Origin of the sequence: Pandoraea sp., assembly GCF_041919235.1 — a bacterium.
Lineage (GTDB): Bacteria > Pseudomonadota > Gammaproteobacteria > Burkholderiales > Burkholderiaceae > Pandoraea.
This window is the reverse complement of sequence record NZ_JAYRUC010000025.1, coordinates 59,946-85,670: the sequence shown is the minus strand read 5'-3', so window position 1 is coordinate 85,670 and position 25,725 is coordinate 59,946. Positions and strand designations below refer to the sequence as shown.

23 protein-coding genes and 1 tRNA gene are annotated in these 25,725 nt (G+C 62.7%); 13 read left to right on the top strand and 11 right to left on the bottom strand.

The features are described from left to right. The 8 genes from ACE3UG_RS18830 to ACE3UG_RS18795 all read left to right on the top strand — a co-directional run. Positions 1-1,469 (top strand): aldehyde dehydrogenase (locus ACE3UG_RS18830; RefSeq protein ID WP_374626703.1); only part of this gene is annotated, 1,469 nt, incomplete at its 5' end. Between the two features lie 43 nt (positions 1,470-1,512). Next, on the top strand, positions 1,513-2,649 hold the full coding sequence (locus tag ACE3UG_RS18825; RefSeq protein ID WP_374626701.1) for an LLM class flavin-dependent oxidoreductase: 1,137 nt from the start codon (positions 1,513-1,515) through the stop codon (positions 2,647-2,649). Between the two features lie 18 nt (positions 2,650-2,667). Next, the gene (locus ACE3UG_RS18820) at positions 2,668-3,507 is read left to right on the top strand and encodes an alpha/beta fold hydrolase (RefSeq protein WP_374626699.1); all 840 of its coding nucleotides are present in this window, start codon (positions 2,668-2,670) and stop codon (positions 3,505-3,507) included. Further along, positions 3,504-3,881 carry an NIPSNAP family protein gene (locus ACE3UG_RS18815; protein ID WP_374626697.1) on the top strand — a complete coding sequence of 126 codons (378 nt, stop codon included), beginning with the start codon at positions 3,504-3,506 and terminating at the stop codon, positions 3,879-3,881. Before ACE3UG_RS18820 ends, ACE3UG_RS18815 begins: the two co-directional genes overlap by 4 nt. Beyond that, positions 3,874-4,923, top strand: coding sequence for a glycine betaine/L-proline ABC transporter ATP-binding protein (locus tag ACE3UG_RS18810; RefSeq protein ID WP_374626695.1), 1,050 nt, complete (start codon positions 3,874-3,876; stop codon positions 4,921-4,923). Before ACE3UG_RS18815 ends, ACE3UG_RS18810 begins: the two co-directional genes overlap by 8 nt. After that, on the top strand, positions 4,916-5,869 hold the full coding sequence (locus ACE3UG_RS18805; protein WP_374626693.1) for an ABC transporter permease: 954 nt from the start codon (positions 4,916-4,918) through the stop codon (positions 5,867-5,869). The genes ACE3UG_RS18810 and ACE3UG_RS18805 overlap by 8 nt, the downstream gene beginning before the upstream one ends. A 157-nt stretch (positions 5,870-6,026) precedes the next feature. Further along, complete coding sequence (proX, locus tag ACE3UG_RS18800) at positions 6,027-7,049, top strand: glycine betaine/L-proline ABC transporter substrate-binding protein ProX (protein ID WP_374626691.1); 1,023 nt, start codon at positions 6,027-6,029, stop codon at positions 7,047-7,049. Between the two features lie 32 nt (positions 7,050-7,081). Further along, entirely contained in the window at positions 7,082-7,456 is a 375-nt protein-coding gene (locus ACE3UG_RS18795) for a carboxymuconolactone decarboxylase family protein (protein WP_374626689.1), read from the top strand. 191 nt (positions 7,457-7,647) lie between these two features. Here the strand turns inward: ACE3UG_RS18795 and ACE3UG_RS18790 are convergent. Beyond that, positions 7,648-7,723: transfer RNA gene (locus ACE3UG_RS18790), tRNA-Ile, on the bottom strand. 28 nt (positions 7,724-7,751) lie between these two features. Continuing rightward, positions 7,752-9,851, bottom strand: coding sequence for an RNA polymerase sigma factor RpoD (gene rpoD, locus ACE3UG_RS18785; RefSeq protein WP_374626687.1), 2,100 nt, complete (start codon positions 9,849-9,851; stop codon positions 7,752-7,754). Positions 9,852-9,930: 79 nt separating this feature from the next. On the opposite strand from rpoD, the gene ACE3UG_RS18780 reads away from it, so the two are divergent. Continuing rightward, positions 9,931-10,428 (top strand): hypothetical protein, encoded by a 498-nt coding sequence (locus ACE3UG_RS18780; protein WP_374626684.1) that lies wholly within the window; start codon positions 9,931-9,933, stop codon positions 10,426-10,428. 14 nt (positions 10,429-10,442) lie between these two features. Here the strand turns inward: ACE3UG_RS18780 and dnaG are convergent, their stop codons facing one another. The 3 genes from dnaG to ACE3UG_RS18765 all read right to left on the bottom strand — a co-directional run bounded on the left by dnaG (position 10,443) and on the right by ACE3UG_RS18765 (position 14,486). Continuing rightward, on the bottom strand, positions 10,443-12,326 hold the full coding sequence (gene dnaG / locus ACE3UG_RS18775) for a DNA primase (RefSeq protein WP_374626715.1): 1,884 nt from the start codon (positions 12,324-12,326) through the stop codon (positions 10,443-10,445). 69 nt (positions 12,327-12,395) lie between these two features. Then, a complete protein-coding gene (locus tag ACE3UG_RS18770) occupies positions 12,396-12,842 on the bottom strand; it encodes a GatB/YqeY domain-containing protein (RefSeq protein WP_374626682.1) in 447 nt (148 codons plus the stop codon). Positions 12,843-13,235: 393 nt separating this feature from the next. After that, positions 13,236-14,486: an NAD(P)/FAD-dependent oxidoreductase gene (locus tag ACE3UG_RS18765; protein ID WP_374626680.1), complete on the bottom strand. Its 1,251-nt coding sequence runs from the start codon at positions 14,484-14,486 to the stop codon at positions 13,236-13,238. A 90-nt stretch (positions 14,487-14,576) separates the two neighbouring features. Here ACE3UG_RS18765 and tsaD point away from each other — a divergent pair, with 90 nt between their 5' ends. After that, positions 14,577-15,608 (top strand): tRNA (adenosine(37)-N6)-threonylcarbamoyltransferase complex transferase subunit TsaD, encoded by a 1,032-nt coding sequence (tsaD, locus tag ACE3UG_RS18760; protein WP_374626678.1) that lies wholly within the window; start codon positions 14,577-14,579, stop codon positions 15,606-15,608. A gap of 90 nt (positions 15,609-15,698) precedes the next feature. On the opposite strand, the gene folE2 is transcribed toward tsaD, so the two are convergent. From folE2 to ACE3UG_RS18740, 4 genes are all read right to left on the bottom strand, one after another. Then, the gene (gene folE2 / locus ACE3UG_RS18755; protein ID WP_374626676.1) at positions 15,699-16,508 is read right to left on the bottom strand and encodes a GTP cyclohydrolase FolE2; all 810 of its coding nucleotides are present in this window, start codon (positions 16,506-16,508) and stop codon (positions 15,699-15,701) included. A gap of 199 nt (positions 16,509-16,707) precedes the next feature. Continuing rightward, a complete protein-coding gene (gene dxs / locus ACE3UG_RS18750; RefSeq protein WP_374626674.1) occupies positions 16,708-18,624 on the bottom strand; it encodes a 1-deoxy-D-xylulose-5-phosphate synthase in 1,917 nt (638 codons plus the stop codon). 201 nt (positions 18,625-18,825) lie between these two features. Beyond that, on the bottom strand, positions 18,826-19,731 hold the full coding sequence (locus ACE3UG_RS18745) for a polyprenyl synthetase family protein (protein WP_374626672.1): 906 nt from the start codon (positions 19,729-19,731) through the stop codon (positions 18,826-18,828). A 102-nt stretch (positions 19,732-19,833) separates the two neighbouring features. Beyond that, the gene (locus ACE3UG_RS18740) at positions 19,834-20,103 is read right to left on the bottom strand and encodes an exodeoxyribonuclease VII small subunit (RefSeq protein ID WP_374626670.1); all 270 of its coding nucleotides are present in this window, start codon (positions 20,101-20,103) and stop codon (positions 19,834-19,836) included. Between the two features lie 228 nt (positions 20,104-20,331). On the opposite strand from ACE3UG_RS18740, the gene ACE3UG_RS18735 reads away from it, so the two are divergent. From ACE3UG_RS18735 to ACE3UG_RS18725, 3 genes are all read left to right on the top strand, one after another. Further along, positions 20,332-21,447 (top strand): aromatic ring-hydroxylating dioxygenase subunit alpha, encoded by a 1,116-nt coding sequence (locus ACE3UG_RS18735; protein WP_374626668.1) that lies wholly within the window; start codon positions 20,332-20,334, stop codon positions 21,445-21,447. 268 nt (positions 21,448-21,715) lie between these two features. Continuing rightward, positions 21,716-22,570: a DMT family transporter gene (locus tag ACE3UG_RS18730; RefSeq protein WP_374626666.1), complete on the top strand. Its 855-nt coding sequence runs from the start codon at positions 21,716-21,718 to the stop codon at positions 22,568-22,570. Between the two features lie 176 nt (positions 22,571-22,746). Further along, entirely contained in the window at positions 22,747-23,631 is an 885-nt protein-coding gene (locus ACE3UG_RS18725; protein ID WP_374626664.1) for a sulfurtransferase, read from the top strand. Positions 23,632-23,744: 113 nt separating this feature from the next. Here the strand turns inward: ACE3UG_RS18725 and ACE3UG_RS18720 are convergent, their stop codons facing one another. Continuing rightward, complete coding sequence (locus ACE3UG_RS18720; RefSeq protein ID WP_374626662.1) at positions 23,745-24,758, bottom strand: ZIP family metal transporter; 1,014 nt, start codon at positions 24,756-24,758, stop codon at positions 23,745-23,747. A gap of 64 nt (positions 24,759-24,822) precedes the next feature. Continuing rightward, the gene (locus tag ACE3UG_RS18715) at positions 24,823-25,698 is read right to left on the bottom strand and encodes a dienelactone hydrolase family protein (protein WP_374626660.1); all 876 of its coding nucleotides are present in this window, start codon (positions 25,696-25,698) and stop codon (positions 24,823-24,825) included. Positions 25,699-25,725 lie beyond the last annotated feature (27 nt).

Here is a 25,725-nt window from a genome sequence, read left to right as displayed (position 1 = left end):
TGTTTATTGACGGGCAGTTCACCGCGCCGCACAGCAACGAGTACGTTCCGAGCTACGACCCGACGACCGGCCGCCCCTGGTACGAGTTCGCGCAGGCCGATGCGGTGGACGTCGACCGCGCCGTGCGCTCCGCACAGGCGGCGCTCGTCAACCCCGCCTGGCGGCGCATGACGCAAACCGAGCGCGGCAAGCTCGTGTGCAAGCTCGGCGAACTGGTGCTTGCCAACGCCGAAGCGCTCGCCGCCATCGAGTGCCGCGACAACGGCAAGCTGCTCAAGGAAATGCGTGCACAGATGCGTGCGATTCCCGATTCATATTTTTATTTCGCGGGCATGGCGGACAAGCTGCAAGGCGACACTATTCCCGTCAACAAGCTCGACACGCTGAACTTCAACACGCGCGAGCCAATTGGCGTGGTCGGCATGATCATTCCGTGGAACTCGCCGCTGATGATGCTCACCGGCACACTCGCGCCGTGTCTTGCGATTGGCAACACCATCGTAGTGAAGCCATCGGAGCACGCGACGGCGTCCACGCTCGCGCTCGCCGAACTGGCGATCGAAGCCGGTATTCCGCCGGGCGTCATGAACGTGGTTACGGGTGACGGCATGACCACCGGCGACGCGCTGACGCGTCATCCCGGCATCGCCAAATACGTGTTCACGGGCAGCACCGTCACCGGGCGCAAGATTGCCGGCAACGCTGCGCAAAATCTGGTGCCTTGTCAGATGGAGCTCGGTGGTAAGTCGCCGCACGTGGTGTTTGGCGACGTGGACATCGAGCGCGCCGTGAACGGCGTGGTCTCGGGCGTGTTCGCTGCCGCCGGTCAGACGTGCGTGGCAGGGTCGCGCTGCTTCGTTGAGGCGTCCGTGCACGACCGTTTCGTCGAGGCGCTGGTTGAGCGCACGCGCCGGGTGCGCGTGGGGCACCCGGCGCACGAAGACACCGACATCGGACCGCTAGCGCTAGCCGCGCAATTGGACAAGGTCGAGGGCTACGTGGCTTCGGGCATTCAGGAAGGGGCGCGCGTGGCCGCCGGCGGTCAGCGCCCGGCGCGCGACGATCTCACGGGTGGCTGGTACTACGAGCCGACCGTCATGACGCAGGCGCGCAACGAAATGCGCTTCATGCAGGAAGAGATCTTCGGTCCGGTCGTCGGTGTCATGCCGTTCTCAGACGAGGCCGAACTCATCCAACTGGCAAACGCCACGGAGTATGGCCTGGCGGCCGGCATCTGGACGCGCGACATCGACCGTGCCATGCGTTTCGCACGCGACGTGGAGGCAGGCACGGTCTGGATCAATACCTACCGCTCGGCGGCCTACATGTCGGCCAACGGCGGCACCAAGCACAGCGGCTACGGCCGTCGCGGCGGCTTCGAAGTGATGCGCGAGTTCTCGCGTCTGAAGAACGTCGTGATCGATTACTCGGGGGCGATGCAGGATCCGTTCGTGATTCGTCTGCGCTGATCGCCCGCACAATACAAACGAAAAACTCACTGGAGATCTACCCATGAAATTCTCCGTATCGCTCAGCATGGAGCGTTTCTCGCCGCAGGACACGATGAACGACGCTGTGCGCAACATGCTGCACCTCGCGCGCATCGCCGACGAAGGTGGCTTCGAGACGTTGTGGACCGCCGAGCACCACACCATCGAATGCACCATCTCGCCGAACCCGTTCATCACGCTCACGTGGCTCTCTCAGCACACCGAGCAGATCCGTCTAGGCACGGCCACCATCGTCGCGCCGTACTGGTCGCCGATTCGTCTGGCAGGCGAGTCCGCGATGTGCGACCACCTGACGGGCGGGCGCCTCGAATTCGGCATCGCGCGCGGCGCGTATCAGTATGAGTTCGACCGCATGGCTGGCGGTATTCCGCAGCAGGAAGGCGTGGCGTACATGAAGGAACTGGTGCCCGCGGTGAAGAAGTTGTGGGAAGGCGATTACGCGCATGACGGGCATTACTGGCAATTCCCGCTCGCCACGTCGGTGCCGAAGCCGCTGCAGACACCGCATCCGCCGATCTGGGTGGCGACGCGTGATCCGGGTAGTTTCGACTGGGCCGTCGGTGTGGGCGCGAACATTCTGTCGACGCCGCTCGCCGCCCCTGTCTCCGAAGTCGCCGTTCTGGGCGATAAGTTCCGCAAGGCGGTGGCCGATCATCCGGAGCGCCCGCGTCCGCGCTTCATGATGCTGCGCCGCACCTGTGTGTACGACCGTGCGCAGGACTGGGAAATCGCCGTGCGTCACAGCGTGGATTTCGGCCGCACGTTCGAGAACCTGATGCAGAACATTGGTGCCGTCGAAAACGGTTTCCCGGAAGCCGTGCCGTACGAGTCGGTCGTCGGGCGCGCCAACTACGATCCGGCGGCAATCCGAGAAAACCTGATGTTTGGCACGCCGGACGAGATCGTGCGCAAGCTCGAAGTGTACGAGGAGCAAGGCGTCGACCAGTTCTGCCTCGGACTGTCGTTCAATCTGCCGTTCGAGTTGCAGGTAAAGACGCTGCGTCTGTTCATCGACGAAGTGATGCCCCATTTCGCCGCGCGTGAAGCACGTCGTGCCAAGGAGGCCAATTCGGCTGCGGCGGCACGGTTGGCTGAGACGGCTGCGCGTCCGGCAGCGCTGGCATCGGCGGGCCGCTGACTCATGAGTACGCGCGCCATGACCGAACCGCCCGACGCCGCGCCCGAGCAGACGCTGCAAGTCGGCGATGTCACGCTGGCCTATCGCCTGCTCGGGCGAGGCCCCCGCCCGCTCGTGTGCATTCACGGCGTGGGCTCGTACCAGGAAGCGTGGGACGACGTGGCTACCCTGCTGGCCGACGACTTCCGCATCCTCACCTTCGATCTGCGCGGTCATGGCAGCTCGTCGCGGGTGAAGGGACGATACGAAATTGACGATTTCGTCGCCGACGCGCTGGCACTCGCGGATCACGTGGGTTTCACCACGTTCGATCTCGCGGGCTTCTCGCTGGGTGGGCTGATCGCGCAGCGGCTGGCGCTCTCGCATCCCTCGCGCCTGCGTCGTCTCGCACTGCTCGCCACTGTGTCGGGCCGTACCAAAGAGGAGCGCGAGCGCGTGCTGGCGAGGCTCGCCGCGTTGCAGGGCGGCGAGCGTGGCGCCCATTACGACGCTTCGCTGTCTCGCTGGCTGACGGAGGACTTTCAGGCGAAACATCCGGAGCGGATCGTCTATCTGCGCATGCGCAATGCGCAGAACGATCCGGATTGTTATGCGTCGGCCTACCGCGTGCTGGCGGAGACAGATTTCGGCGGCTTCATCGATCAGATCCGCGTGCCGACGCTCATTGTCACCGGCGAAGACGATCAGGGCTCGAACCCGCGCATGGCCCGCTTTATGCATGAGTGCATCGTCGGCTCGCAACTCGCCATCCTGCCGGGCATGCGGCATTCGATTCTGGTCGAAGCGGCGGAGCGGGTCGCGGGGCTGTTGCGGGATTTCCTTGTTGATGGCCCGGAGAAAAAGGGAAGCCCAGCATGATTGTCGAAGAGCGCATCTACCGCATTCGCAACGGTTGCATGAGTCAGTACTTGAATCTCGTGCGGACCGAAGGGCTGGCGATCCAGCAGCCCATCCTCGGGCATCTCGTCGGGTATTTCACGACTGAGATCGGTGTGCTCAGTCAGGTGACGCATCTCTGGGCGTATCCGAGTCTGGACGAGCGTGCACGCCGTCGCGCCTGTCTGGCGCAAGACAAGCGCTGGCAGGCGTTTATTCCGCGTCTGTCCGAATTGATCGAAACGGCCGAGAACCGCATTCTGGTCGCAACCGATTTTTCCCCGCTCATGGCGCTCACGCCACAGGCTTCCACGGACCATAATTCTACGGACCCAAAGGAGATTAGCCATGACTGACCGACTGAGAATCGAAAACCTGTACAAGGTCTTCGCGGACAAGCCGGCACGAGCGCTGGCCATGTTGCGCGATGGCAAACGCAAGTCCGAAGTGCTCGAAACTCTCGGCCAGGTCGTGGGACTCGACGACGTCTGCCTGACGGTTCCGTCCGGTGCGATCTACATGATCATGGGACTCTCCGGCTCCGGGAAATCGACGCTCGCGCGTTGCATCAACCGTATTAACGAGCCGTCCGACGGCCGGATTCTGCTCGACGGCGAGGACTTGTGTGCGCTTCACGAGCGGGGGCTGCGCGAGGTGCGTCGCAATCGCATCTCGATGGTGTTCCAGCACTTCGCACTGCTGCCGAATCGCCGTGTCATCGAAAACGTGGAGTTCGGACTGAAGCTGCGCGGCATGCCGGCAGCGCAGCGGCGCCGGCGCGCCGAGGAAGTGCTGTGCGTGGTCGGACTGGCGCGCTGGGCATATCACATGCCGCACGAACTGAGCGGCGGTATGCGGCAGCGCGTGGGGCTGGCCCGCGCGCTGGCTACCGAGGCGGACGTCCTCATCATGGATGAAGCCTTCAGCGCGCTCGATCCACTCATCCGCACGGAAATGCAGGACGAGTTGCTGCGTCTTCAACACACGCTCAACAAGACCATTCTGTTCATCACCCACGACTTTCAGGAAGCGCTGAAGCTCGGCACGCGCATCGCGATCATGTCGGAAGGCCGCCTTGTGCGCGAAGGCACGCCGCAACAGATCGTGCTGGATCCGGGCAGCGACTACGTGGCGGCGTTCACCCGTGACGTCGACCGTGCCCGCCTGTTCGATGCGCGTTCGGTGATGGCGCCCGTGCCTGCGGTGCTCGCACAATGCGATCACGGGTTGCCATGCGTGCCTGCCGACATGCGTCTGGTCGATGTGGCAGCGCGTTTCAGATCCGATGGACCGATGGGTGTGACCGACGACGACGGCAAGCTGATCGGAGTGCTGGACGTGGGGCAGTTGCTTGCCCGGATTGGCGCCACTGCCGGCGCAGGAGACCATCATGCTTAATGCCGACCAACTTGCAATATTCCCCTTCGACAAATGGATTCAGGAGGGCGTGCAATGGATGGCGCTGCACATGCGTCCGCTGTTCCTGCTCATCAAATGGCCTGTCGAGCGGTTGCTGACGTTCAACGACAGCGTATTCCACGCCGCGCCGTTCCCGGTGATGGCCGTGATCGCGTTCCTGCTGTGCTGGCGTTTGGCTAGTCTGAGCGTGGCGGTATTCAGCGTCATCGTGTTCGTGGTCATCGCCATGCTCGGGGTGTGGGGCGAAGCGATGACGACGCTCTCGCTCATCGTGACCGCCATTCTGTTCTGTGCGCTCGTTGGCATTCCCATCGGCATCTGGAGCGCGCGCAGCGAGCGTGCGTGGCTCGTGGTGCGTCCGGTGCTCGACATCATGCAGACAACCCCGACGTTCGTATATCTCGTGCCGGTGGTGATGCTCTTCGGCGTGGGCAACGTGCCGGGCGAAGTCGCCGTGGTGACAGCCGCAATGCCACCGCTCATCCGCTTCACGCATCTGGGCATTCGCATGGTCGAGCACGAAATCGTGGAAGCCGGTCTCGCGTTTGGGGCGGACAAGCGTCAGTTGTTGTGGGAGGTGCAATTGCCGCTCGCGGTACCGACGATTCTCGGCGGCCTGAACCAGACCGTGCTCACGGCGATGGTGATGTCGGTCGTGGTGGCCATGATCGGCGCGGAAGGTCTCGGGCTGGTAGTGCTGCAAGGGCTGGGGCGCCTCGATGTGGGACGCGCGGCTGTCGGTGGCATCGCCATCGTGTTGCTGGCCATGATGCTCGACCGCTTCACGCAGAAGCTCGCACGCACGAAGCCGAGAGATCAGCAGACGTTTCGGGCGGTGATCTCGCGATTGTTTCGTGGGGAGCGTCAGATAGGGGCCGAGGTGCCGCCGACGGCGCGTGCGGCGGATGCGCGTGAAGCGCTTTGAACGAAGCGGAGGGGCATCAGGTTTTCGTACGTTTGGCAGCACTGAAACGCCGGCCATGACGACGGTGTCAGGGACCGACCCCCGTGCCCGCAGGCAGAAGTCCGGCGGGCCGATAACTCGACGATCGGAAAGATCGAACAGGTCTTGGAGAGCAGCAATGAAAGGATTTGCAAAGGTGGTTGCTTCGTTCACGTTTTCGCTGGTCGCGGCGGGCGCGTTGCACGCGCAGACGCTTCCGGGCACGGGAAAGACAATCCATTACGCGCAGAGCGACAGCTTCGGCGGTAATTACGTCGTCGCTCAGATCGTCTCGAAGGCGTTCAAGGGGCTGGGCTACGACGTCAAGCTCAGTACGATGAATACGACGCTGTTCTTCCAGGCGGTCGCGCAAGGCGATATCGACATCGCCACCGACGTAAACTTCCCGCAACGCGAACCGGGCTTCCGCGCGGTGGCGTCGCAGGCGATGATCGTGGGCTCGGGCCTAATCTCGGGCGACGGCATCAACGGCTATCTGATCGACAAGAAGACGGCGCAGCAGTATCACATCACCAGCCTCGAGCAGATGAAGGATCCAAAGATCGCCGGACTCTTCGGCAAGGACGGCAAGGCCGAGCTGATCAGTTGCGATCCGGGCTGGAGTTGCGGCGATGTCGTCGATTACCAGCTCGAAAAGTTCGGCCTGAAGCCGACGGTTAAGGCAGTGCGCGGAAAGTACGAAGCGCTGATGGTCGAGGCGGTCACGAACGTGAGACAGGGCAAGCCGGCATTTTTCTACGCGTGGAGCCCGTCGTGGGTGACGAACGCGCTCGTGCCGGGCGTGGATGTGGTGTGGCTGCCGACCCCGGCCGACGCACTGCCGCCGAACGTCCCCAACAAGGGCTCGGCGCTCGTGAACAACGTCGAGGGGTGCGCGGGCGGGGCGAATCCGTGCCGCATGGCGATGGCGTCGTGGAACTGGGGCTCGGTCGCAAACAAGCAGTTCATTGCCGCGAACCCGGCGGTGAAGGCGCTCATCGAGCAGATCCGTTTCCCAGGCAAGACATGGTCGCAGTGGGAGGCCACCATCAGCAAGGAAGGCGGCTCGCCGGCGCTGATCGCGAAACTCTCCGACGAGTGGATCGCCGCCAACAAGGCGCAGATGGATCAGTGGGTGGCGACCGCGGCCAAGGCGAAGTAATTTCTGAAAGGGAAAAAGAGGGAGGGCGTTCAATGAATCCGGAATTGTTCGAGAAGGGGCTAAAGACACGCCGCGAGGTGCTGGGCAGCGAGTATGTGGACAAGTCGATTGCGTCGGCCGATGCTTTCAACCGCCCGATGCAGGAACTGGTGACGGAGTACTGCTGGGGCGAGATATGGAATCGCCCGGGTATCGACCGGCGCACCCGGAGCTTGCTGAATCTGGGCATGCTCACGGTCATGAACCGTCCGCACGAACTGAAGCTGCATGTGCGCGGTGCGCTGACCAACGGCGTGACGAAGGAGGAAATCACGGAGGTGTTCCTACAAGCCGCGATCTACGCCGGTGTGCCCGCGGCGATCGACAGCTTCCGTGTCGCACGTGAAGTGTTCGACTCCCAGACGTGAGCACGAGTGGCGACCGGCGATAGCGTCCGAGGATGTCGTCGCCGGTGCGCAAGGTGTTTCTGGGGGGCACGCTACCGGCACTCTCTCGACATCGGAAAAATCGCAGGTACACCGAGAACAATTCCTACGCAAAGCATTGACTACAAAACAAAAAGCCCCTGACGTCACCGTCAGGGGCTTTTTTACTTCTCTGGTAGGCCGTGCTGGGTTCGAACCAGCGACCAAGGGATTATGAGTCCCCTGCTCTAACCGCTGAGCTAACGGCCCTCAACTACCGGCGTTCGCTAAGCAGCAATCAATTGCCTTCGAGGAACGACTTGAGCTTGTCGGAACGGCTCGGGTGACGCAGCTTACGCAGCGCCTTGGCTTCGATCTGACGAATACGCTCGCGCGTCACGTCAAACTGCTTGCCAACTTCCTCAAGCGTGTGGTCCGTGCTCATCTCGATGCCAAAACGCATGCGCAACACCTTCGCTTCACGCGGCGTCAGCGAATCAAGCACGTCCTTCACGACGTCGCGCATACTACCATGCAATGCTGCGTCTGCAGGCGCTACCGTGCCCGTGTCTTCGATGAAGTCGCCCAAATGCGAATCGTCATCGTCACCGATCGGCGTCTCCATGGAGATCGGCTCCTTCGCGATCTTCATGATCTTGCGGATCTTGTCCTCCGGCATCTCCATCTTCTCGGCCAACGTCGCCGGATCCGGCTCGACACCGGTCTCCTGCAAAATCTGACGCGAAATCCGATTCATCTTGTTGATCGTCTCGATCATGTGCACCGGAATACGGATGGTACGTGCCTGGTCCGCAATCGAACGCGTAATGGCCTGACGAATCCACCACGTTGCGTACGTCGAGAACTTGTAACCCCGACGATATTCGAACTTGTCCACCGCCTTCATCAGGCCGATGTTGCCCTCCTGGATCAAATCCAGGAACTGCAGGCCACGGTTCGTGTACTTCTTCGCAATCGAAATCACCAGACGCAAGTTCGCTTCGGTCATCTCGCGCTTGGCCTTGCGGGCACGGCGCTCGCCTTCCGACATCTTGCGATTGACGTCCTTCAACTCCGACAGCGGCAACACCACGCGCGCCTGCAAGTCGATCAGCTTCTGCTGCAATTCCCGCACCGCCGGAACGTTACGCTCAACCACCGAGCTGTACGCCCTGTTGTCCGCCACGACCGTGTAGATCCAGTCGAGATTGGTCTCGTTGCCAGGGAAACGCGAGACGAAATCCGCGCGCGGCATGCCGCACTTGTCCACCACAATGTTCAGAATCGCGCGCTCGATATTGCGCACTTCATCAACCTGCGAGCGCAACGTGTCGCACAAACGCTCAACCGTGCGCGCCGTGAAGCGGATCGTCATCAACTCAGCCTGGATCGACTCACCCGCTTTCACGTATGACTTCGACTGATAGCCTTCCTTCTCGAACGCACGACGCATCTTCCCGAACCAGTCGGCGATCTCGGAGAACTTGGCCAGCGAGTCAGCCTTGAGCTGCTCGACCTGCGCCGCCGAAGCGCCGCCGCCACTGCCGCTGTCATCATCCTCGTCCGCCGCCTCTTCCACTTCCTCCGCTTCCTCTTCCGCTTCGGCGTCGAAGTCTTCGTCATCAGCGCCACCGGCCGCCGCAACCGCTTCTGCATTCGGATCGATCAGGCCATCGACCACCTCGTCGATGCGCATCTCGCCACGCTCGACCTTCTCGGCCATCGCCAGAATTTCGGCAATCGTCGTCGGGCACGCGGAAATGGCCTGCACCATATGCTTCAGGCCTTCCTCGATCCGCTTGGCGATCTCGATTTCGCCCTCACGCGTGAGCAGCTCGACCGTGCCCATTTCGCGCATGTACATACGCACCGGATCGGTCGTGCGGCCAAACTCGGAATCGACCGTCGACAGAGCCGCTTCCGCTTGCTCCTCGACTTCGTCATCCGTTGCGGCGTTCGGCGCATTGTCGTTGAGCAACAGCGTTTCGGCATCAGGCGCCTGCTCATAAACGGCAACGCCCATGTCGTTAAACGTGGCGATAACGCCTTCCAGCGCATCGCCCTCCACCACGTCGTCAGGCAGGTGGTCGTTGATCTCTGCAAAGGTCAGGAAGCCACGTTCCTTGCCCAGCTTGATCAGGGTCCTCAGTTTGCCGCGACGTTCCTCAAGTTCCTCGGCCGTTCCGGGCTGGTGCGAGGAAAATGCGTCTTTGAGCAGTGCTTTCTCTTTTGCCCGGCGATCACGCGCCTTCTGCTTTTCCACTTTGGTCTGATCTTCGTTCACGGGTTGATCTTTAGTATTCGCTGCGACGTTCTGCTCCACCGAAGGGGCGGTCTTCGCGGCTTTGCCACGCGTTTTTGGAACGGATGGTTCAACTGCTGCCAACGTGACCTCCACAACCTCAGGTTTGCTTGAAGCCCCAGTCTTGCGTGGGACTCGCGTCGCAGGTGTACTGCGGCCCGCCAAGGTCGATGCCTTGGCGGTGATTGCGCTCTTCGCGCTTTTTTCAGCAGGTTGTCGGGCCTGCGGTTTCCCGCCGGCCGTCGCCTTCGCGGTCGTTGCCGCCTTCGTCGCTCTGACAGGCGGCGCAGACTTCACCGTCGGCTTGGCTGCCCTCGCAGCCCCCACCTTCGCGGCGGTCGCACTCTTGCGCTTGGTGACATCGGTCACCTTCGCAGCCGTCTTGCCGGTCGTCTTCGTTGCGCCGGCGGCTGCCTTAACTTGCGTAGTACGTTTCGCCGAACTTGCCTGGCTGGCCGTTTTCTTCGCGGCTTGCGCAACCGCCCCGGCTTTCACGACAACGCCAGCTTTCGCAGATCGAGACGCTCCCTTCCCCCCCGATGCCGCCGCCGCGCTGGTTGCGCGCTTTGCCTTCGGTGCAGGGATAACCGTCTTTTTTCCGCTGGTCGTTGTCATCTTTGCCATAGCGATCTCGCTTGCCAGAAAACAGCCCACTGAAAACCTTCTATTATAGCACGCGGGCTTACCTCAACTTCGCGCGCCGCCTGTGCCGGCCGGAGCCAGCAACCGCTTCAACTCGTCGCGTTGCCGCGACAGCGCCTGAGCATGGCGCAATTCATCGGACGTCAGCGACGTCCGCTTGAAAAGCGTCTCCAAGGCATCGCACAGCCCGTCGTATTGCAAGCGCCGAATCGCGCTTCGCAATTCCGCGAGCCGTAATGAAATCTGGTCCTCCCGACGCTCGACCTGTGCCTCATCGGCTGGATCGAACAACAGCAGGTCGCGGGCGTTTTCGTCGAACGAGAGAATTTCGCGAATGATGTCGTCGAAACTCGCCCAGTTCGGCGATGCTCGCAGCCGATCCGACATAAAGCGGAAATCGGCCTGCGCCCCCATCTCTCGGCAGTGCGCCAGCACTTCCGCGAAGATCTCGGCGTGATGAGGCCCTTCCTGCAGAATTTTGGCCTCTTCTTCAGTCAATTCGTTCCCAAGCGCCGGAAACATCAGCAGGTTTTGCAACGCCCGATGTTCAGTGCCCACTACACGGCGCTTTTCCCGCTTGGCCGGCGCCCTGTCCCACGCGTTCTGGCGGCGTGCCGCACCCAGCTGCAACTCGCACAAACCCGCAACCTCTTCGACCGAGCTCCCCACCCGCTCGGCCAACGCATGCAGGATCTGCCCCCGCAGCGCGTTCGCCGGCATCTGCTGCAGCAACGGTTTGGCCTCGAAGAGCGCACGCGCCCGGCCCTCTGGCTGATGCATCTCCTTACCGGCCGTCACTTCGCCAATCAGGAACTGCGACAATGGCATGGCGCGCGATACCTCGTCGGCAAACGCGTCTGCACCGTTCGCACGCACATAGCTGTCCGGATCGTGCTCGCTCGGCAAAAACAGGAACTTGAAACTCCGGTTGTCGTCGGCGTGCGGCAAACACGCTTCGAGCGCACGCCGCGCCGCGCGACGGCCCGCCGCATCCCCGTCGAAACTGAACACCACCGTCTCGGTCTGGCGCAACAGCTTCTGCACATGCATCGGCGTACACGCAGTGCCCAACGTGGCCACCGCCTGCGGGAAGCCCAGTTGCGCCAGTGCAACCACATCCATATATCCTTCAACCACCAGAACATAGCCCGCGTCGCGAATACCGCTGCGCGCCTCGAACAGGCCGTACAGCTCACTGCCCTTGCTGAAGAGCGGCGTCTCGGGCGAGTTCAGATACTTGGGCTCGCCGTTGTCCAGCACCCGTCCTCCGAAGGCGATCACCTGTCCCTTCGTGTTGCGGATCGGGAACATGATCCGGTCGCGAAAGCGGTCATACCGACGCTTTGCGCTGCCCGCCTCGCCCTTCTCACTCTCGATCACAAGCCCCGCTTCGAGCAACTGATCGTCGCGATAGTCCTGGAACGCCGCCTCAAGGTTTTGCCAGGCATCAGGCGCATAGCCCAGTCCGAAATGCGCGGCGATTTCGCCCGTCAACCCCCGCCGCTTCAAATAATCGATGGCGCTCGGCGCGCTACGCAATTGCTTACGGTAGTAATCACAGGCACGCGTCATCACGTCGACCAAACCGAGCGTTTGCGCACGTTGCGCTGCAGGCGCCGGCGCGCCAGGCATCGGCGCCTCACGCGGCACATCCAGCCCGGCATTACGGGCCAACTCCTCGACCGCCTCGACAAATCCGAGTCCGGCATGCTCCATCAGGAAGCTGATCGCGCTGCCGTGCGCGCCGCACCCGAAGCAGTGATAGAACTGCTTGGTGGGACTTACGGTAAATGAGGGCGACTTCTCATTATGAAAGGGGCACAGCCCCATGAAGTTCGCCCCGCCCTTCTTCAACTGCACGTAGCGACCCACCACCTCGACGACATCGACGCGGTTAAGCAATTCCTGCAAGAACGACTGGGGGATCACTGGATCGATGCCATCGCAATGCGGCGCCACGCCGTCGCCCGCGCGACGGCACCTTGCCGTACCACCGGATTACGCAGCTAACGCCGCCTTCACTTGCGCAGACACGCGGGTCATGTCGGCCCGACCGGCCAACTGGCCCTTGAGCACGCCCATCACCTTACCCATGTCCTGCGGCCCCACAGCACCCGTCTGCGCCACAGCCGCCTCGACCGCCTGCGCGACTTCGTCGGCCGAGAGCTGCTGCGGCATATAGGCCTGGAGCACTTCCAGTTCGGCAGCTTCCTTGTCGGCCAGATCGGTACGGCCGGCAGCCTGGAACTGACTGATGGAGTCTCTGCGTTGTTTGATCAGCTTGTCGACCACGGCAACGATCGCCGTGTCATCGAGCGTGACGCGCTCGTCGACTTCCTTTTGTTTGATTGCCGCGAGCAGCAGCCGGATGGTCCCCAGTTTGTCGGCGGCCTTGGCACGCATGGCCGTCTTCATGTCTTCGGTGATGCGTTCTTTCAGACTCATGAGCAGGGATTCCGGAATTCGAATACGTTTCAGTGTAGTGCATGCCGCCCCAAAGAAAAGGACGACCGCGGTCAGGCACTTAACGCGCACGGCCGCAGCCGATGATCTGGCGCAGCGACGAGCGGGGGCAGAAAGCGCAAAAACCCGCTTGGGGAGACGATCACATACGCGATCACAAGCGGGCTCGCCAGAGACTCGGCGCCGCCCCGGCAGCCGAGCAAGCGTACCCGCTTGCCGGTTGAAATGCCGGACGCAAACCTGACAGTCGAGCCTCGAGACGCGTCGATCCGCTATCGAAAATGTCCCGAAAACGGCGCGCAATTGTCCCGAAAACGACCATTGGCGTGCCGTCTCCACGAAGGTGAGAGCGTAGCACAGGGCGAGTGTGGCCGTCTATGACGGTGCGCCCGGTTCCGTCCGGTCGGCCTGAATACCTTCGGACATCGCCTGCGCGCAAGCCACGGCCGACGCCCACGCCCACTGGAAGTTGTAGCCTCCCAGCCATCCCGTCACGTCGACGACTTCCCCGACGAAATGCAGCCCCGGCTGCGCGCGCGCTTCCATTGTCGCGGACGACAATGCCCGCGTATCGACCCCGCCACGCGTGACCTCCGCCTTGCGCCAGCCCTCCGAGCCGCATGGCTTTAGCGTCCAACCCGAAAACGCCTGGGCGAGGGCGCGCAACGACTTGTCCGGCAACGCCTGCACACGCGCCTGCGGCGAAAGCCCGCTATTCGCCACCCAGGCATCGGCCAGACGCGCGGGCACCCATTGCGCCAACAGGTTGGCCAATTGACGCTTCGACGTCGCCTTGGCTTCGAATAGCGCCGCCTCAATGTCAGACGATGGCGCCAGATCAAGGGTGATCGACTGCCCTGGCGACCAGAAGCTGGAGATTTGCAGGATCGCCGGGCCGGACAGCCCGCGGTGGGTGAACAGCAGATCCTCGACGAAGCTACCGGCCTCCTTGCCCTTGCCCGTGCTGACGTTGACCTCCAGCGACAAGCCGGACAGACCCGCGAAAGGCGCCCATGTGGCGGCATCGAACATGAGCGGCACCAGCGCTGGGCGCGGTTCGATGATTTCCAGCCCAAACTGTCGAGCGAGGCGATAGCCCCAGTCCGTCGCCCCGATTTTGGGAATCGAAAGGCCACCCGTGGCAATCACAAGCCGTTTGACTGCGATATGCCCTGCATCGGTCGTCAAATGGTACGGATGGGCCCCGCCCGCCGCCGTGTGGGCAACGGTGTGCACGGAGCACGGCATTCGCCAGTGCACATGGCCGAGCGCACATTCCTTGCGGAGCATTTCAATGATGTCCTCGGCGCTCTCGTCGCAGAAGAGCTGGCCGCGATGCTTCTCGTGCCACGCAATGCGGTGGCGCCCCAACAGATCCAGAAAGTCTCGCGGCGTGTAACGCGCGAGCGCGGACCGACAGAACCGCGGATTCTCGGACAGATAGTTGGCCGGCCCCGCGTTGATGTTGGTGAAATTGCAGCGCCCACCGCCCGATATCCGGATTTTCTCCGCCAGACGCGTCGCATGATCGATCAGCACCACGCGCAAACCGAGTTGCCCGGCCACTGCCGCGCACATCAGGCCCGCCGCACCGGCACCCACGATCGCTACATCGAACTTTTCCATGGCGCGCATTGTAACCGGCAGGCGAGAGGACCGACTGGTATACTTCCCGGTTATCCCTTTTCATTGACGCTGCGCGTATACACTCCCGCCATGCTGGTTTTAGGCATTGAAAGCTCCTGCGACGAAACCGGGCTCGCCCTCTATGACACCGAGGCCGGGCTGCTCTCGCACGCGCTGCATTCGCAGATCGCAATGCACCGCGAGTATGGCGGCGTGGTGCCCGAGTTGGCGTCGCGCGACCACATTCGCCGCGCCCTGCCCTTGGCAGAAGCGGTCCTCGCGCAAGCCGGCAAGCCGCTCAGCGCAGTCGACGCCATCGCCTACACGCAAGGCCCCGGGCTCGCCGGGGCACTGCTGGTGGGTGCGAGCGTCGCGAACGCCCTTGGGTTCGCACTCGAGCGTCCGGTCGTAGGTGTGCATCACCTGGAGGGCCACCTGCTCTCCCCGCTGCTCGCCCCGGACGCCCCCGATTTCCCGTTTGTCGCCCTGTTGGTTTCCGGCGGCCACACGCAGTTGATGGAAGTCCGCGCCTTCGGCCAGTACGCCATGCTCGGCGAAACGCTCGATGATGCAGCCGGTGAAGCCTTCGACAAAACCGCCAAGCTATTGGGACTCGGCTATCCAGGCGGCCCAGCCATCTCGCGTCTGGCCGAGTTCGGTACGCCGGGACGTTACGACCTGCCGCGTCCGATGAAACACTCGGGCAACCTCGACTTCAGCTTCAGCGGACTGAAGACCGCCGTGCTCACGCAAGTGCGCAACCTCGGGGGTAACGTCTGCGACCAGGCAAAGGCGGATCTCGCCCGAGGCTTCGTGGATGCGATCGTCGACGTACTGGTTGCCAAGTCGATGGCCGCGCTCAAGCAAACCTCCATGAAAACGCTGGTCGTCGCGGGTGGCGTCGGCGCCAACGCGCAACTTCGCGAAGGGCTCGATGAAGCCGCGCGCCGTCGCGGCTATCGGGTGCATTATCCGGATTTGGCCTTCTGCACGGATAACGGCGCCATGATCGCCTTTGCCGGCGCAATGCGGCTCAAGCATTGGCCGGACGAAGCCGATAGCGAGTATGCCTACACCGTGCGACCACGCTGGGATCTCGCCGACATCGTGCGTGGTCTCTGACGCACTGCGTGAATGCGCGGATCATCGCCAAGAAAAAACCGCTCCGAGGAGCGGTTTTTTGTTTCACCTGCATCCAAAAACGCAGCGACGTCAGGGCATGTCACGCTTGTCGCGCTCAATCACGGCGTAGGCGCTGTGATTATGAATCGACTCGAAGTTCTCCGCCTGAAGCACGTAGGCCACGATGCGCGGATCGTCGTTCAGACGCGTCGCCACGTCGCGCACCAGATCCTCGACGAACTTCGGATTCTCGTACGCACGCTCCGTCACGTACTTCTCGTCGGGACGCTTGAGTAGCCCCCACAACTCGCAAGACGCTTCCTCCTCCGCCATCCGTACCAGCGCCTCGACGGCGATATCGCCCGCGATTTCGGCATCGATCGTGATGTGCGAACGCTGATTGTGCGCACCGTACTGCGAAATCTTCTTCGAACACGGGCACAGGCTCGTCACTGGCACCAACACCTTGAGCCACACGCGCGTCTGAGCGTTGCGTACGTCGCCAGTAAGCGTCACCTCATAGTCCATCAGACTTTGCACGCCCGAGACCGGCGCCGTCTTGTTGATGAAATACGGAAACGTCACCTCGATTCGCCCGGCTTGCGCTTCGAGCTTTTCCAGCATGTCATCGAGCATGGCGCGAAAACTCGCGACGTCGAGCGGCGCACGATGCGCCTCGAGCAGCGCCACGAAGCGCGACATATGCGTGCCCTTCTGGTCAGCCGGCAGGTGTACATCGAGATTGAACAGGCCGACGGTGGCCTGGGCATCGCCATCGGCCAAACGCACCGAAAGCGGATGGCGCACACCGCGTACGCCCACGCGCTGAATCGGGATTTGCCGGGTATCGACGCTGCTCTGCACGTCCGGCATGACGAAAGCGGGATTCATCTGGTTCATCAAATCTTCCTTCTCTGCCGGCAAGCCGACGGGGGTAGGCCATAGGCAAATGCATCCGACGCCTGGCTCGCCAGCCTCTGACAAGTGTCATCGGGAACGTACCGGAGAACGCCGGCACGGTGTCGGAAAAGCGCCAATCAAAACAAAAACGATCCGGCACCCAAACCGGATCGTTCGCACATTCAGGGCAACCGGACGATCAGGCGACGAGCTTTGTGGTCACCTTCTCCACTGCCAGCGACGCGTCCTGCGGCTGCAGATCGAAGCGCGCACCAATCGACTTCGCAATGCCCGCCGCGTCCAACCCCTCGGCAGCCAATAGCAACGCAGGATCGCCATGATCGACGAAGCGATCGGGCAACCCCAATTGCAGTACGGGCCGCGTCACGCCGCCGGCAAGCAGCGACTCCGCAACCGCCGAACCCGCGCCGCCCATGATGCTGCCCTCTTCCACCGTCACCAGATAGTCATGCGTCTGCGCCAGCCGCGCGATCAACGCATCGTCGATCGGCTTGACAAAACGCATGTCGGCCACGGTGGCGTCGAATTGCGCAGCGGCAGCAAGCGCTGGCGCGACCATGCTGCCGAACGCCAGAATCGCCACGCGACGCCCCGCATCGGCCTGACTTTCGCGGCGCACGACGCCCTTGCCAATCGGCAACGCAGTCATCGTTTGCTCGATCGCCGCCCCAGTGCCCGCACCGCGCGGATAACGCACGGCCGACGGGCCATCGATCTGCACCCCCGTGTAGAGCATCTGACGACACTCGTTTTCATCCGATGGCGCCATCACGACCATGTTCGGAATGCAGCGCAGATAGGCGATGTCATACGCGCCGGCGTGCGTTGCGCCGTCCGCGCCGACGAGGCCCGAACGGTCAAGAGCGAATACAACCGGCAAATTCTGCAATGCGACATCGTGAATCAATTGATCGTAGCCACGCTGCAAGAACGTCGAATAGATCGCCACCACCGGCCTGAGGCCTTCGGTCGCCATGCCGCCCGCGAACGTCACCGCATGTTGCTCGGCAATGCCAACGTCGTAATAGCGATCCGGGAAACGCTTCTCAAACTCCACCATGCCCGAGCCTTCGCGCATGGCCGGGGTGATACCCACAACGCGCTTGTCGGCTTCAGCCATATCGCACAGCCAGTCGCCGAACACTTGCGTGTACGTTTTCTTGCCGCTCGAGCTCGGCTTGATACCCTCGGCCGGGTTGAACTTGCCCGGACCGTGATACAGCACCGGATCGGCCTCGGCCAGCTTGTAGCCGTACCCCTTGCGCGTCACCACGTGCAGAAATTGCGGCCCTTTCAGATTCTTGATGTTCTCGAGCGTGGGAATCAACGAGTCGAGATCGTGACCGTCGATCGGGCCGATGTAGTTGAAGCCGAACTCTTCGAACATCGTCGCCGGCACGACCATGCCCTTGGCGTGTTCTTCGAACTTGCGTGCCAGCTCCAGCACCGGCGGCGCCACGCTCAGGACCTTTTCGACCCCTTTCTTCGCGGCGGCGTAGAACCGGCCCGACATCAGGCGGGCGAGATATCGATTCAGCGCACCCACCGGCGGCGAGATCGACATGTCGTTGTCGTTCAGGATGACCAGCAGCGGCACATCTTCATGAACGCCCGCGTTGTTCATCGCTTCGAATGCCATGCCGGCCGTCATTGCGCCATCGCCGATGACAGCGATGCCGAAGCGATGCTCGCCCTTGGTCCGCGCACCGAGCGCCATGCCGAGCGCCGCCGAGATCGATGTGCTCGAATGCGCCGTGCCGAACGTGTCGTAGGGCGATTCGTCGCGCTTCGGGAAGCCGGAAATACCGCCAAGCTGACGCAGCGAGGCCATCGCGTCGCGACGCCCGGTCAGGATCTTGTGCGGATAGCTCTGGTGGCCCACGTCCCAGACAATGCGATCCTCCGGCGTGTTGAACACGTAGTGCAGCGCAATCGTCAACTCGACCGTACCGAGATTGGACGACAGATGACCGCCCGTACGCGACACGCTCTCGAGCACGAAGGCACGCAGCTCGTCGGCCAACGGCGCAAGCTGGCGACGCTCCAAACGCCGCAGCGCGGCCGGGTCATCGATGGTATTTAGCAATTCGTACATCGTCGTTCCAAATATAGGCGTTCCAATCGGGCAACCCGCCACGCGAACGGGTTCCGATCTCCTGCCGGTGCGTTCTGTGGGGAGATCGCGCCGACCCTCCTTGCCCCTTGCTTGTGTCTACTGCAACCGCCCCCGCACGGATCACCCGATCCCTTGGTGCTCAGGGCCGTCTCGAAATTTGTGCAGCCAGCGCTCGACCGGTCAGTTGATGCGATCGACCACGTAATCGGCCAGTGCGCGCAACCGATCCGCATTGCCAAGCGACGCACTCGCCCTATGGGCATCGGCCCGCAGCTTTTCCGCATACTCACGCGCACCGTCCAGGCCCATCAGCGACACGTAGGTCGGCTTGTCGTTGGCGGCGTCCTTGCCTGCGGTCTTGCCAAGCGTTGCCGAATCCGCCGTCGTATCGAGAATGTCGTCCACGACCTGGAAGGCCAGCCCCACCGCCGCCGCGTAGGCATCGAGCGCGACCGTTTCATCGTCCGACAACGCACGGCCGCAGATCGCCCCCATGCGCAGCGAAGCGCGCAGCAGCGCCCCCGTCTTCAGGCGATGCATGTTTTCGAGCTGCGACTGCGTGAGCTTGACGCCAACGCTCTCCAGATCGATCGCCTGCCCTCCGGCCATACCGAGCGCGCCCGAGGCCAGCGCCAGTTCGCGCACCAGTGCGAGCGACTGTGCCGCGCTCAGGTCGCCCGTCGCTTCGCCAAGCAGTACGAACGCCTGCGTTTGCAGCGCATCGCCGGCGAGAAGGCCGGTGGCTTCGTCGTATTGCACATGCACCGTCGGCTTGCCACGGCGCAGATCGTCGTCATCCATGCAGGGCAGATCGTCATGCACCAGCGAATAGGCGTGGATCATCTCCACCGCGCAGGCGGCACGGCTCAAGGCCGACTCACTCGCCTGCGTCACTTCGCCAGCCGCAAAACACAACAGCGGACGCACCCGCTTGCCGCCGCCGAGCACGGCGTAACGCATCGATTCGTTGAGCTTCGCCGAGCCACCATCGACCGCGCTGGGCAGCGCAGCGTCGAGCGATTGCTCCACACGGGCCTGCACCGCCTGCATCCAGGCCTTGATATTCTGATCCGCCATCGTCTTCATCCTGCACATGCCCTTCAGGCCGTGCGTGTTATTGAGCCGCCCCCAGGCCGCCTGGGACGCATTGGGTGTGGTAGGTCGCCGCGCCGAGTGACCCGGCGCGACTCAGACGTCGTCGCGCGCCGCCTCGAGCGGCTTGAGCGCCTCGCCTTCCAACACCTTGACCTGCTGCTCCACCTTCTCGAGCAAACCCTGGCAGTATTTCACCAGCACAGCGCCGCGCCGGTATGCGCCGAGCGATTCCTCAAGCCCCAGCTCGCCACCCTCCATACGCCCCACCAGCTTCTCCAGCTCGGCAAGCGCAGCCTCGTAGGTCTCGGGCAGGTCCTGCGGCACCTCGGGTGCCGCGTCTTGCGACTTTACAGTCTTGGCCATAAACGCAAAATTCGGGTCGAATGTTCCATTTTACGGCAAAAGCGCACTAGCTCGCAGAGCGTAAATTGCCTCAAAACCGATCGCAACGACAATATTCGGACATTATTTAACGCAAATCATGGACTTAGCAGCCCCAGGGACCACATACCGGGTATAATTGTCGGTTCCCCTAAATCGATTTTTCGATGGTTGGGTTGTTCACTGCTTTCAGGCTAGTCGGGAGTGGGAATGTCCAATCTAAGCAGCGCTTTGCAACTGAAACCGGCCTTGAGCCAACTGCCGGTCTACACGTATTTCGACGAGGCGCTCCTCGCTCGCGAACGTGAAGTCCTTTTCAAATATGGGCCTCGCTACGTAGGGCACGAACTGATGGTGCCGGAAGCGGGCGACTATTTTGCGCTGCCCGCCGAGCGGGAAGGTCGCATGCTGGTCCGCAACGGTGCGGGCGAGCATGGCGGCGTCGAACTGCTCTCGAACGTCTGCCGCCATCGTCAGGCGATCATGCTGGGCGGCCGCGGAAATGCACGCAACATCGTGTGCCCGCTCCATCGCTGGACGTACGATACGAAGGGCGAACTGCTCGGCGCACCGCATTTCGCGGAAAAGCCCTGTCTGAATCTCAGCAAGTTCCCGCTCCAACGCTGGAACGGACTTCTGTTCGAAGCAGAAGGCCGCAACGTCCAAGCCGATCTCGCGCGCCTTGGCGTGCAACATCACCTCGATTTTTCGAACTTCATGTTCGATCACGTCGAAGTGCATGAGTGCAACTACAACTGGAAGACGTTCATCGAGGTTTATCTCGAGGATTACCACGTCGTGCCGTTCCATCCGGGGCTGGGCAGCTTTGTCTCGTGCGAAGACCTGCGCTGGGAGTTCGGCGACTGGTACAGCGTTCAGACGGTCGGCGTGCATGAAGGTCTTGCGAAGCCGGGCAGCCCGATCTACCGCAAGTGGCACGATGTGCTGTTGCGATACCGTGAAGGCGTGCCGCCGGACTTCGGCGCGATCTGGATGGTGTACTACCCGCATCTGATGATCGAGTGGTATCCGCACGTGCTCGTGGTGTCGTGGCTGATTCCGCGCGGACCGCAGCAGACGACCAATATCGTCGAATTCTATTACCCCGAGGAAATTGCGCTTTTCGAACGCGAATTCATCGAGGCAGAACGCGCCGCGTATATGGAAACGGCCCGCGAAGACGACGAGATCGCCGAGCGCATGGATGCCGGGCGTCGCACCCTGTTCGAGCGCGGCGTATCGGAAGTCGGTCCATATCAAAGCCCCATGGAAGACGGCATGCAACACTTCCACGAGTTCCTGCGCCGTCAAATGGGCGACTTCTGAACGTCGACGCCCTGCAACGTCTCACGCAGCGAGACGACTAACACGTCTGGCTGAGGCATCGCCGAACCGCGGTTGCAGCGCCAACGACACCGAAACGACTATTTTCCGAAATTTCGCTAAACGGCGGGCCATGCGCCCGCCGTTTTCGTTAGAATCGTCGCGAAGCTTTCGATATGACCGTGCAGTGACAACCCCCTGTTGCACGCGTCGCCTGCGCTACGCATGCCCAAAGCGCCCCCCTTTTGCCGCCAATTGGCCACAATTCGCCATGCAATCGCTCTGGATGTTGGTCGCCGCCTTCATGTTCACGCTGATGGGGCTCTTCATCAAACTGGCGGCAAATGAATACAATACCGGCGAAATCATTCTCTACCGCAGTCTAATCGGCGTCATCGTCCTGCTGGCGATTTCTCGCGCAGGCGGCCGGTCAATTCGCACGCGTCACCTGGGTGCCCACGTCAAACGCAGTACCGCGGGCGTCATCTCGCTCGGCCTCTGGTTCTATTCGCTCACGCAGTTGCCGCTGTCCACGGCGATGACGCTCAACTATATGTCGCCGATCTGGATCTCGTTGATCGTCATGGCCACGGCCGCGATTCGCGGCAGCCTGCGCACCGATTTCCGCCTGGTCGCCGCCATCTTTGCCGGCTTCGTCGGCGTTGCGCTGTTGCTTCAGCCGACGATTGACAGTCAGGCATGGGGCGGTGGGGTTGCCGGCGTGATTTCGGGCATGTTCTCGGCCATCGCGTACATGCAGGTCAAGGAGCTTGGGGCGGCCGGCGAGCCGGACTGGCGCATCGTCTTCTATTTTTCGCTGGGCGGCGTACTGCTCGGCCTCGGCTGGGTTGCCATCGCGGGCATGCACCCGCTAACGTGGCGCAGTGCGGGCCTCATGCTCGGCATCGGCATTGCCGCGCTCGTCGCGCAAACCGCGCTCACCCGTGCCTTTAGCCTGGGCAACACCCTGGTCACGGCGAATCTGCAATATTCCGGCGTAATCTTCGCTACACTGATCAGCATGCTTGTTTGGGGCGATTGGCCCGCGTTGGCCGGCTGGATGGGCATGCTGCTCATTGTGGCGAGTGGCATGACCGCACTGCGCCGACCGCCAGCCACGGTCTGATTGGTGCACCCGATCGGGTGCACGCGCCGAACCTTGCGCCAAAGCGCCGGGACGGTTTCGGCGGTATCTCCGGCCCGCGCCGGTGCGCCCTGCGACATCGCGCGCACCCTCCTCCCGACAAGCAGCCCGGTCAGTTCCTGCTGAACCGTCCCCTCACGCCCGTCTGCGGAGACGTCATGATTCACACGCACTTCACTACGCTCATCAGTCCGCAAAATCTCGATGCGCTGATGCAAACCGCCGCCGGTGGCGGCGCCCCGGTCGTCATCTTCGATTGCCGATTCGATCTCACGAATCCGGCGGCAGGCGAGACGGCCTATGTCGACGGCCATCTCTTCGGTGCGTTTTACGCGCATCTCGACCGCGACCTGGCGGGTGCGCCGACGGGCAAGAACGGCCGCCACCCGCTCCCCGAGCGCGTCACGCTGGGGCGTCACCTCGCCGCCTGCGGGGTGTCGAAGGGCCAGCAGGTGGTCGCCTACGACGCGCAAGGTGGCGTCTACGCCGCCCGTCTGTGGTGGCTGTTGCGCTGGCTCGGCCACGAGTCCGTCGCGGTACTCGACGGCGGGCTGCAAGCCTGGGAAGCGGCCGGTTTCAAGCTCGACGCCGCCCCGCCCGAAGCACCGCCACCAGGCGATTTCACGCCGGGCGAACCGCTCGCCACCACCGCTGATGCGGCGGCCGTCGAGCGCAACCTGACGTCGCACGAACGTCTGGTCGTCGACGCGCGCTCACCGGACCGCTATCGCGGCGAAAACGAAACGCTCGACCCGATTGGCGGCCACATTCCCGGCGCGGCCAATCGCTTCTTCAAAGATAACCTTGGCCCCGACGGCCGCTTCAAACCGGCCACCGCCCTTCGCGACGAGTTCATGCAGGTATTGGGCAAGGATCGCCAGCCGGAGCGCGTCATCTCGCAATGCGGCTCTGGCGTAACGGCCTGCCACAATTTGCTGGCAATGGAGGTCGCCGGGCTTCACGGTGCCAGCCTCTATCCGGGGTCGTGGAGCGAATGGTGCGCGGACAAGCGGCGTCCCGTCGCCACCAGCGCACAGCCGTAAGCCACACAGCGTCCGAAGCTCAAGCGCTCAATGACATAGGGCGTCCCGCGGGACGCCCTTGTTTCATGTTTTGCCCCCGGTCGAATCAGACGACAGGCGCGCGCGTCGCCCGATCAGTGCAGCGACGGAGTACCCGCTGCGACGTCGCTGCCGTTTCCGGCGTTTCCAACGTTGGCGACGTTTCCGACATTTCCGACGTTTCCACCCCCAGCCGACATCGCGAGGGCGCTGCCGCCGCCGGCGCCATGATTGTGGTCGTGCCCATGGTCATGATCGTGGCCGTTGAGCCACACAACCAGCGCCAACCCCACCGCGATCAGCAAGATCTGAGGCAACGCATCGCGCGGGGATGTGCGGCGTTGCATCTGCGGCATCAGATCCGACACGGCGATATAGAGGAAGCTGCTCGCCGCCAGCGCCAGCAAGTACGGGATCAGGCTTTGCAGACGGTCCAGCATGAAGTACCCGAGCACCCCGCCGGCCAACGCCGTGAGGCTTGAGGCCAGCGTCAACACCAGCGCGTTGCGACGCTGGAAGCCCGCGTTGAGCAACACCATGAAGTCGCCGAGCTTGTGCGCCACCTCGTGAACCGTGATCGACACCGTCGCCGCCACCCCAAGGCGCGGGTCGGTGAGAAACGCCGCGGCAATCACAACGCCATCGGCAAAGTTGTGAATCGCGCTACCGACCAGAATCATCCAGCCGCCCTTGCCGGCCTCATGGGCGTCGTGCCCATGTTCATGGTGATGCCCGTCGCCCTCGTGATGATGACTGTGGCGCAACAACGCCAGCTTCTCCAGCAGGAAGAAGCCGAGCAGCCCGCCCAACAGCCAGCGCGTAATGACGTGCGCGTCGACATGCGACTCCAGGCTCTCCGGCAGCAGATGCAGCAGCGCCGTGCCCAGCAATACGCCCGCCGAGAAGCTGACCATCTTGTCGATGAGCTTCGAGAGCAGGCCGAGCGAAAGCGACGCCGCCCCGGCAAGACTCAGCACGCCGGAAGCCAGCGTGGCAATAATGATGAAAACAAAAATGGCGTCGATGGTGATTCTCCCGCTGGCAAGCCGGCGATTTAACCAGCTTTTGCCGCCGCAGGCAAACCGTCGGCCCGCAGCGCGCAAAAGCATGCAATGCGCCCAATGCGCTCGCCTGACTCAATGAAGCCGATGGCCCGCCCCGGACACCGGGACTTCAAGCCACGCCGTGCTTGCGAAGCCACGCCAGCGCCAGCGCCCAGCCTGCCTTCGCATCGGCTTCGACATAGCTCGAGCGGTAATCCGCGAAGAACGCATGGCCCGAATTCGGAAACACCTTGAGCACCGACGCTTTCGACGCCGCATTGCCCCTGGCGAGCGCCTCGCGCGCCTGTTCGACGCTTGCCACCGGAATGCCCGGGTCCTTGCCTCCGTACAGGCCGAGCAGCGGTCCGTGCAACTTGCCCGCGATATCGATCGGATTGTTCGGAAAATCGGCACTCTTGTCACCGACGATTCGCCCATACCAAGCCACCGCCGCCTTCACGTTGGGGTTGTGCGCGTCATAAAGCCAGGCGATGCGTCCGCCCCAGCAGAAGCCCGTAATGGCCAGACGCTTTTCGTCCCCCCCATTGGCCATCGCCCATTTGACCGTGGCGTCAATGTCGCTCAGCACCTGCTCGTCCGGCGTCCTGGCCACGATCTGCGACTGAATCTCGGCAATCGTGCCCAGCGACTGGGGATCGCCCGCGCGAACGAACAGTTCCGGCGCGAGCGCCAGATACCCGAGTTTGGCAAACCGCCGGCAGATGTCGGCAATATGCTGATGCACGCCGAAGATCTCCGAGGCCACGACGATGGTCGGCAGATGCGTCTTGCCTGCGGGCCGCGCGTAATAGACCGGCATCTTGACGCCAGGGACGTCGAGCATGGTCTCGCCCGCGTCGAGCCCCTGTGTATCGGTGGTGATCGTTTCGGCCGCCACCGGCAGCACGGCCAGCGCAAACGCCGAACCGACGGCGGTCTTCAGAAAATCGCGCCGGTTGCGTGGCGCCACTTCGGGCACAAGACTATCCAGATCCGCTTGCGACATGTCGCACTCCAGGAAAAAGCGTCGGAA

Excerpts from the sequence above, each read along its gene's own strand:
- ACE3UG_RS18825 (WP_374626701.1), top strand. The coding sequence starts at position 1,513 with ATGAAATTCTCCGTATCGCTCAGCATGGAGCGTTTCTCGCCGCAGGAC.
- folE2 (WP_374626676.1), bottom strand. The coding sequence starts at position 16,508 with ATGAACCAGATGAATCCCGCTTTCGTCATGCCGGACGTGCAGAGCAGC.
- ACE3UG_RS18770 (WP_374626682.1), bottom strand. The coding sequence starts at position 12,842 with ATGAGTCTGAAAGAACGCATCACCGAAGACATGAAGACGGCCATGCGT.
- ACE3UG_RS18815 (WP_374626697.1), top strand. The coding sequence starts at position 3,504 with ATGATTGTCGAAGAGCGCATCTACCGCATTCGCAACGGTTGCATGAGT.
- ACE3UG_RS18805 (WP_374626693.1), top strand. The coding sequence starts at position 4,916 with ATGCTTAATGCCGACCAACTTGCAATATTCCCCTTCGACAAATGGATT.
- ACE3UG_RS18765 (WP_374626680.1), bottom strand. The coding sequence starts at position 14,486 with ATGGAAAAGTTCGATGTAGCGATCGTGGGTGCCGGTGCGGCGGGCCTG.
- ACE3UG_RS18820 (WP_374626699.1), top strand. The coding sequence starts at position 2,668 with ATGACCGAACCGCCCGACGCCGCGCCCGAGCAGACGCTGCAAGTCGGC.
- proX (WP_374626691.1), top strand. The coding sequence starts at position 6,027 with ATGAAAGGATTTGCAAAGGTGGTTGCTTCGTTCACGTTTTCGCTGGTC.
- ACE3UG_RS18730 (WP_374626666.1), top strand. The coding sequence starts at position 21,716 with ATGCAATCGCTCTGGATGTTGGTCGCCGCCTTCATGTTCACGCTGATG.
- ACE3UG_RS18810 (WP_374626695.1), top strand. The coding sequence starts at position 3,874 with ATGACTGACCGACTGAGAATCGAAAACCTGTACAAGGTCTTCGCGGAC.
- ACE3UG_RS18715 (WP_374626660.1), bottom strand. The coding sequence starts at position 25,698 with ATGTCGCAAGCGGATCTGGATAGTCTTGTGCCCGAAGTGGCGCCACGC.
- ACE3UG_RS18745 (WP_374626672.1), bottom strand. The coding sequence starts at position 19,731 with ATGAAGACGATGGCGGATCAGAATATCAAGGCCTGGATGCAGGCGGTG.
- ACE3UG_RS18740 (WP_374626670.1), bottom strand. The coding sequence starts at position 20,103 with ATGGCCAAGACTGTAAAGTCGCAAGACGCGGCACCCGAGGTGCCGCAG.
- ACE3UG_RS18795 (WP_374626689.1), top strand. The coding sequence starts at position 7,082 with ATGAATCCGGAATTGTTCGAGAAGGGGCTAAAGACACGCCGCGAGGTG.
- ACE3UG_RS18735 (WP_374626668.1), top strand. The coding sequence starts at position 20,332 with ATGTCCAATCTAAGCAGCGCTTTGCAACTGAAACCGGCCTTGAGCCAA.
- tsaD (WP_374626678.1), top strand. The coding sequence starts at position 14,577 with ATGCTGGTTTTAGGCATTGAAAGCTCCTGCGACGAAACCGGGCTCGCC.
- ACE3UG_RS18725 (WP_374626664.1), top strand. The coding sequence starts at position 22,747 with ATGATTCACACGCACTTCACTACGCTCATCAGTCCGCAAAATCTCGAT.
- ACE3UG_RS18720 (WP_374626662.1), bottom strand. The coding sequence starts at position 24,758 with ATGCTTTTGCGCGCTGCGGGCCGACGGTTTGCCTGCGGCGGCAAAAGC.
- dxs (WP_374626674.1), bottom strand. The coding sequence starts at position 18,624 with ATGTACGAATTGCTAAATACCATCGATGACCCGGCCGCGCTGCGGCGT.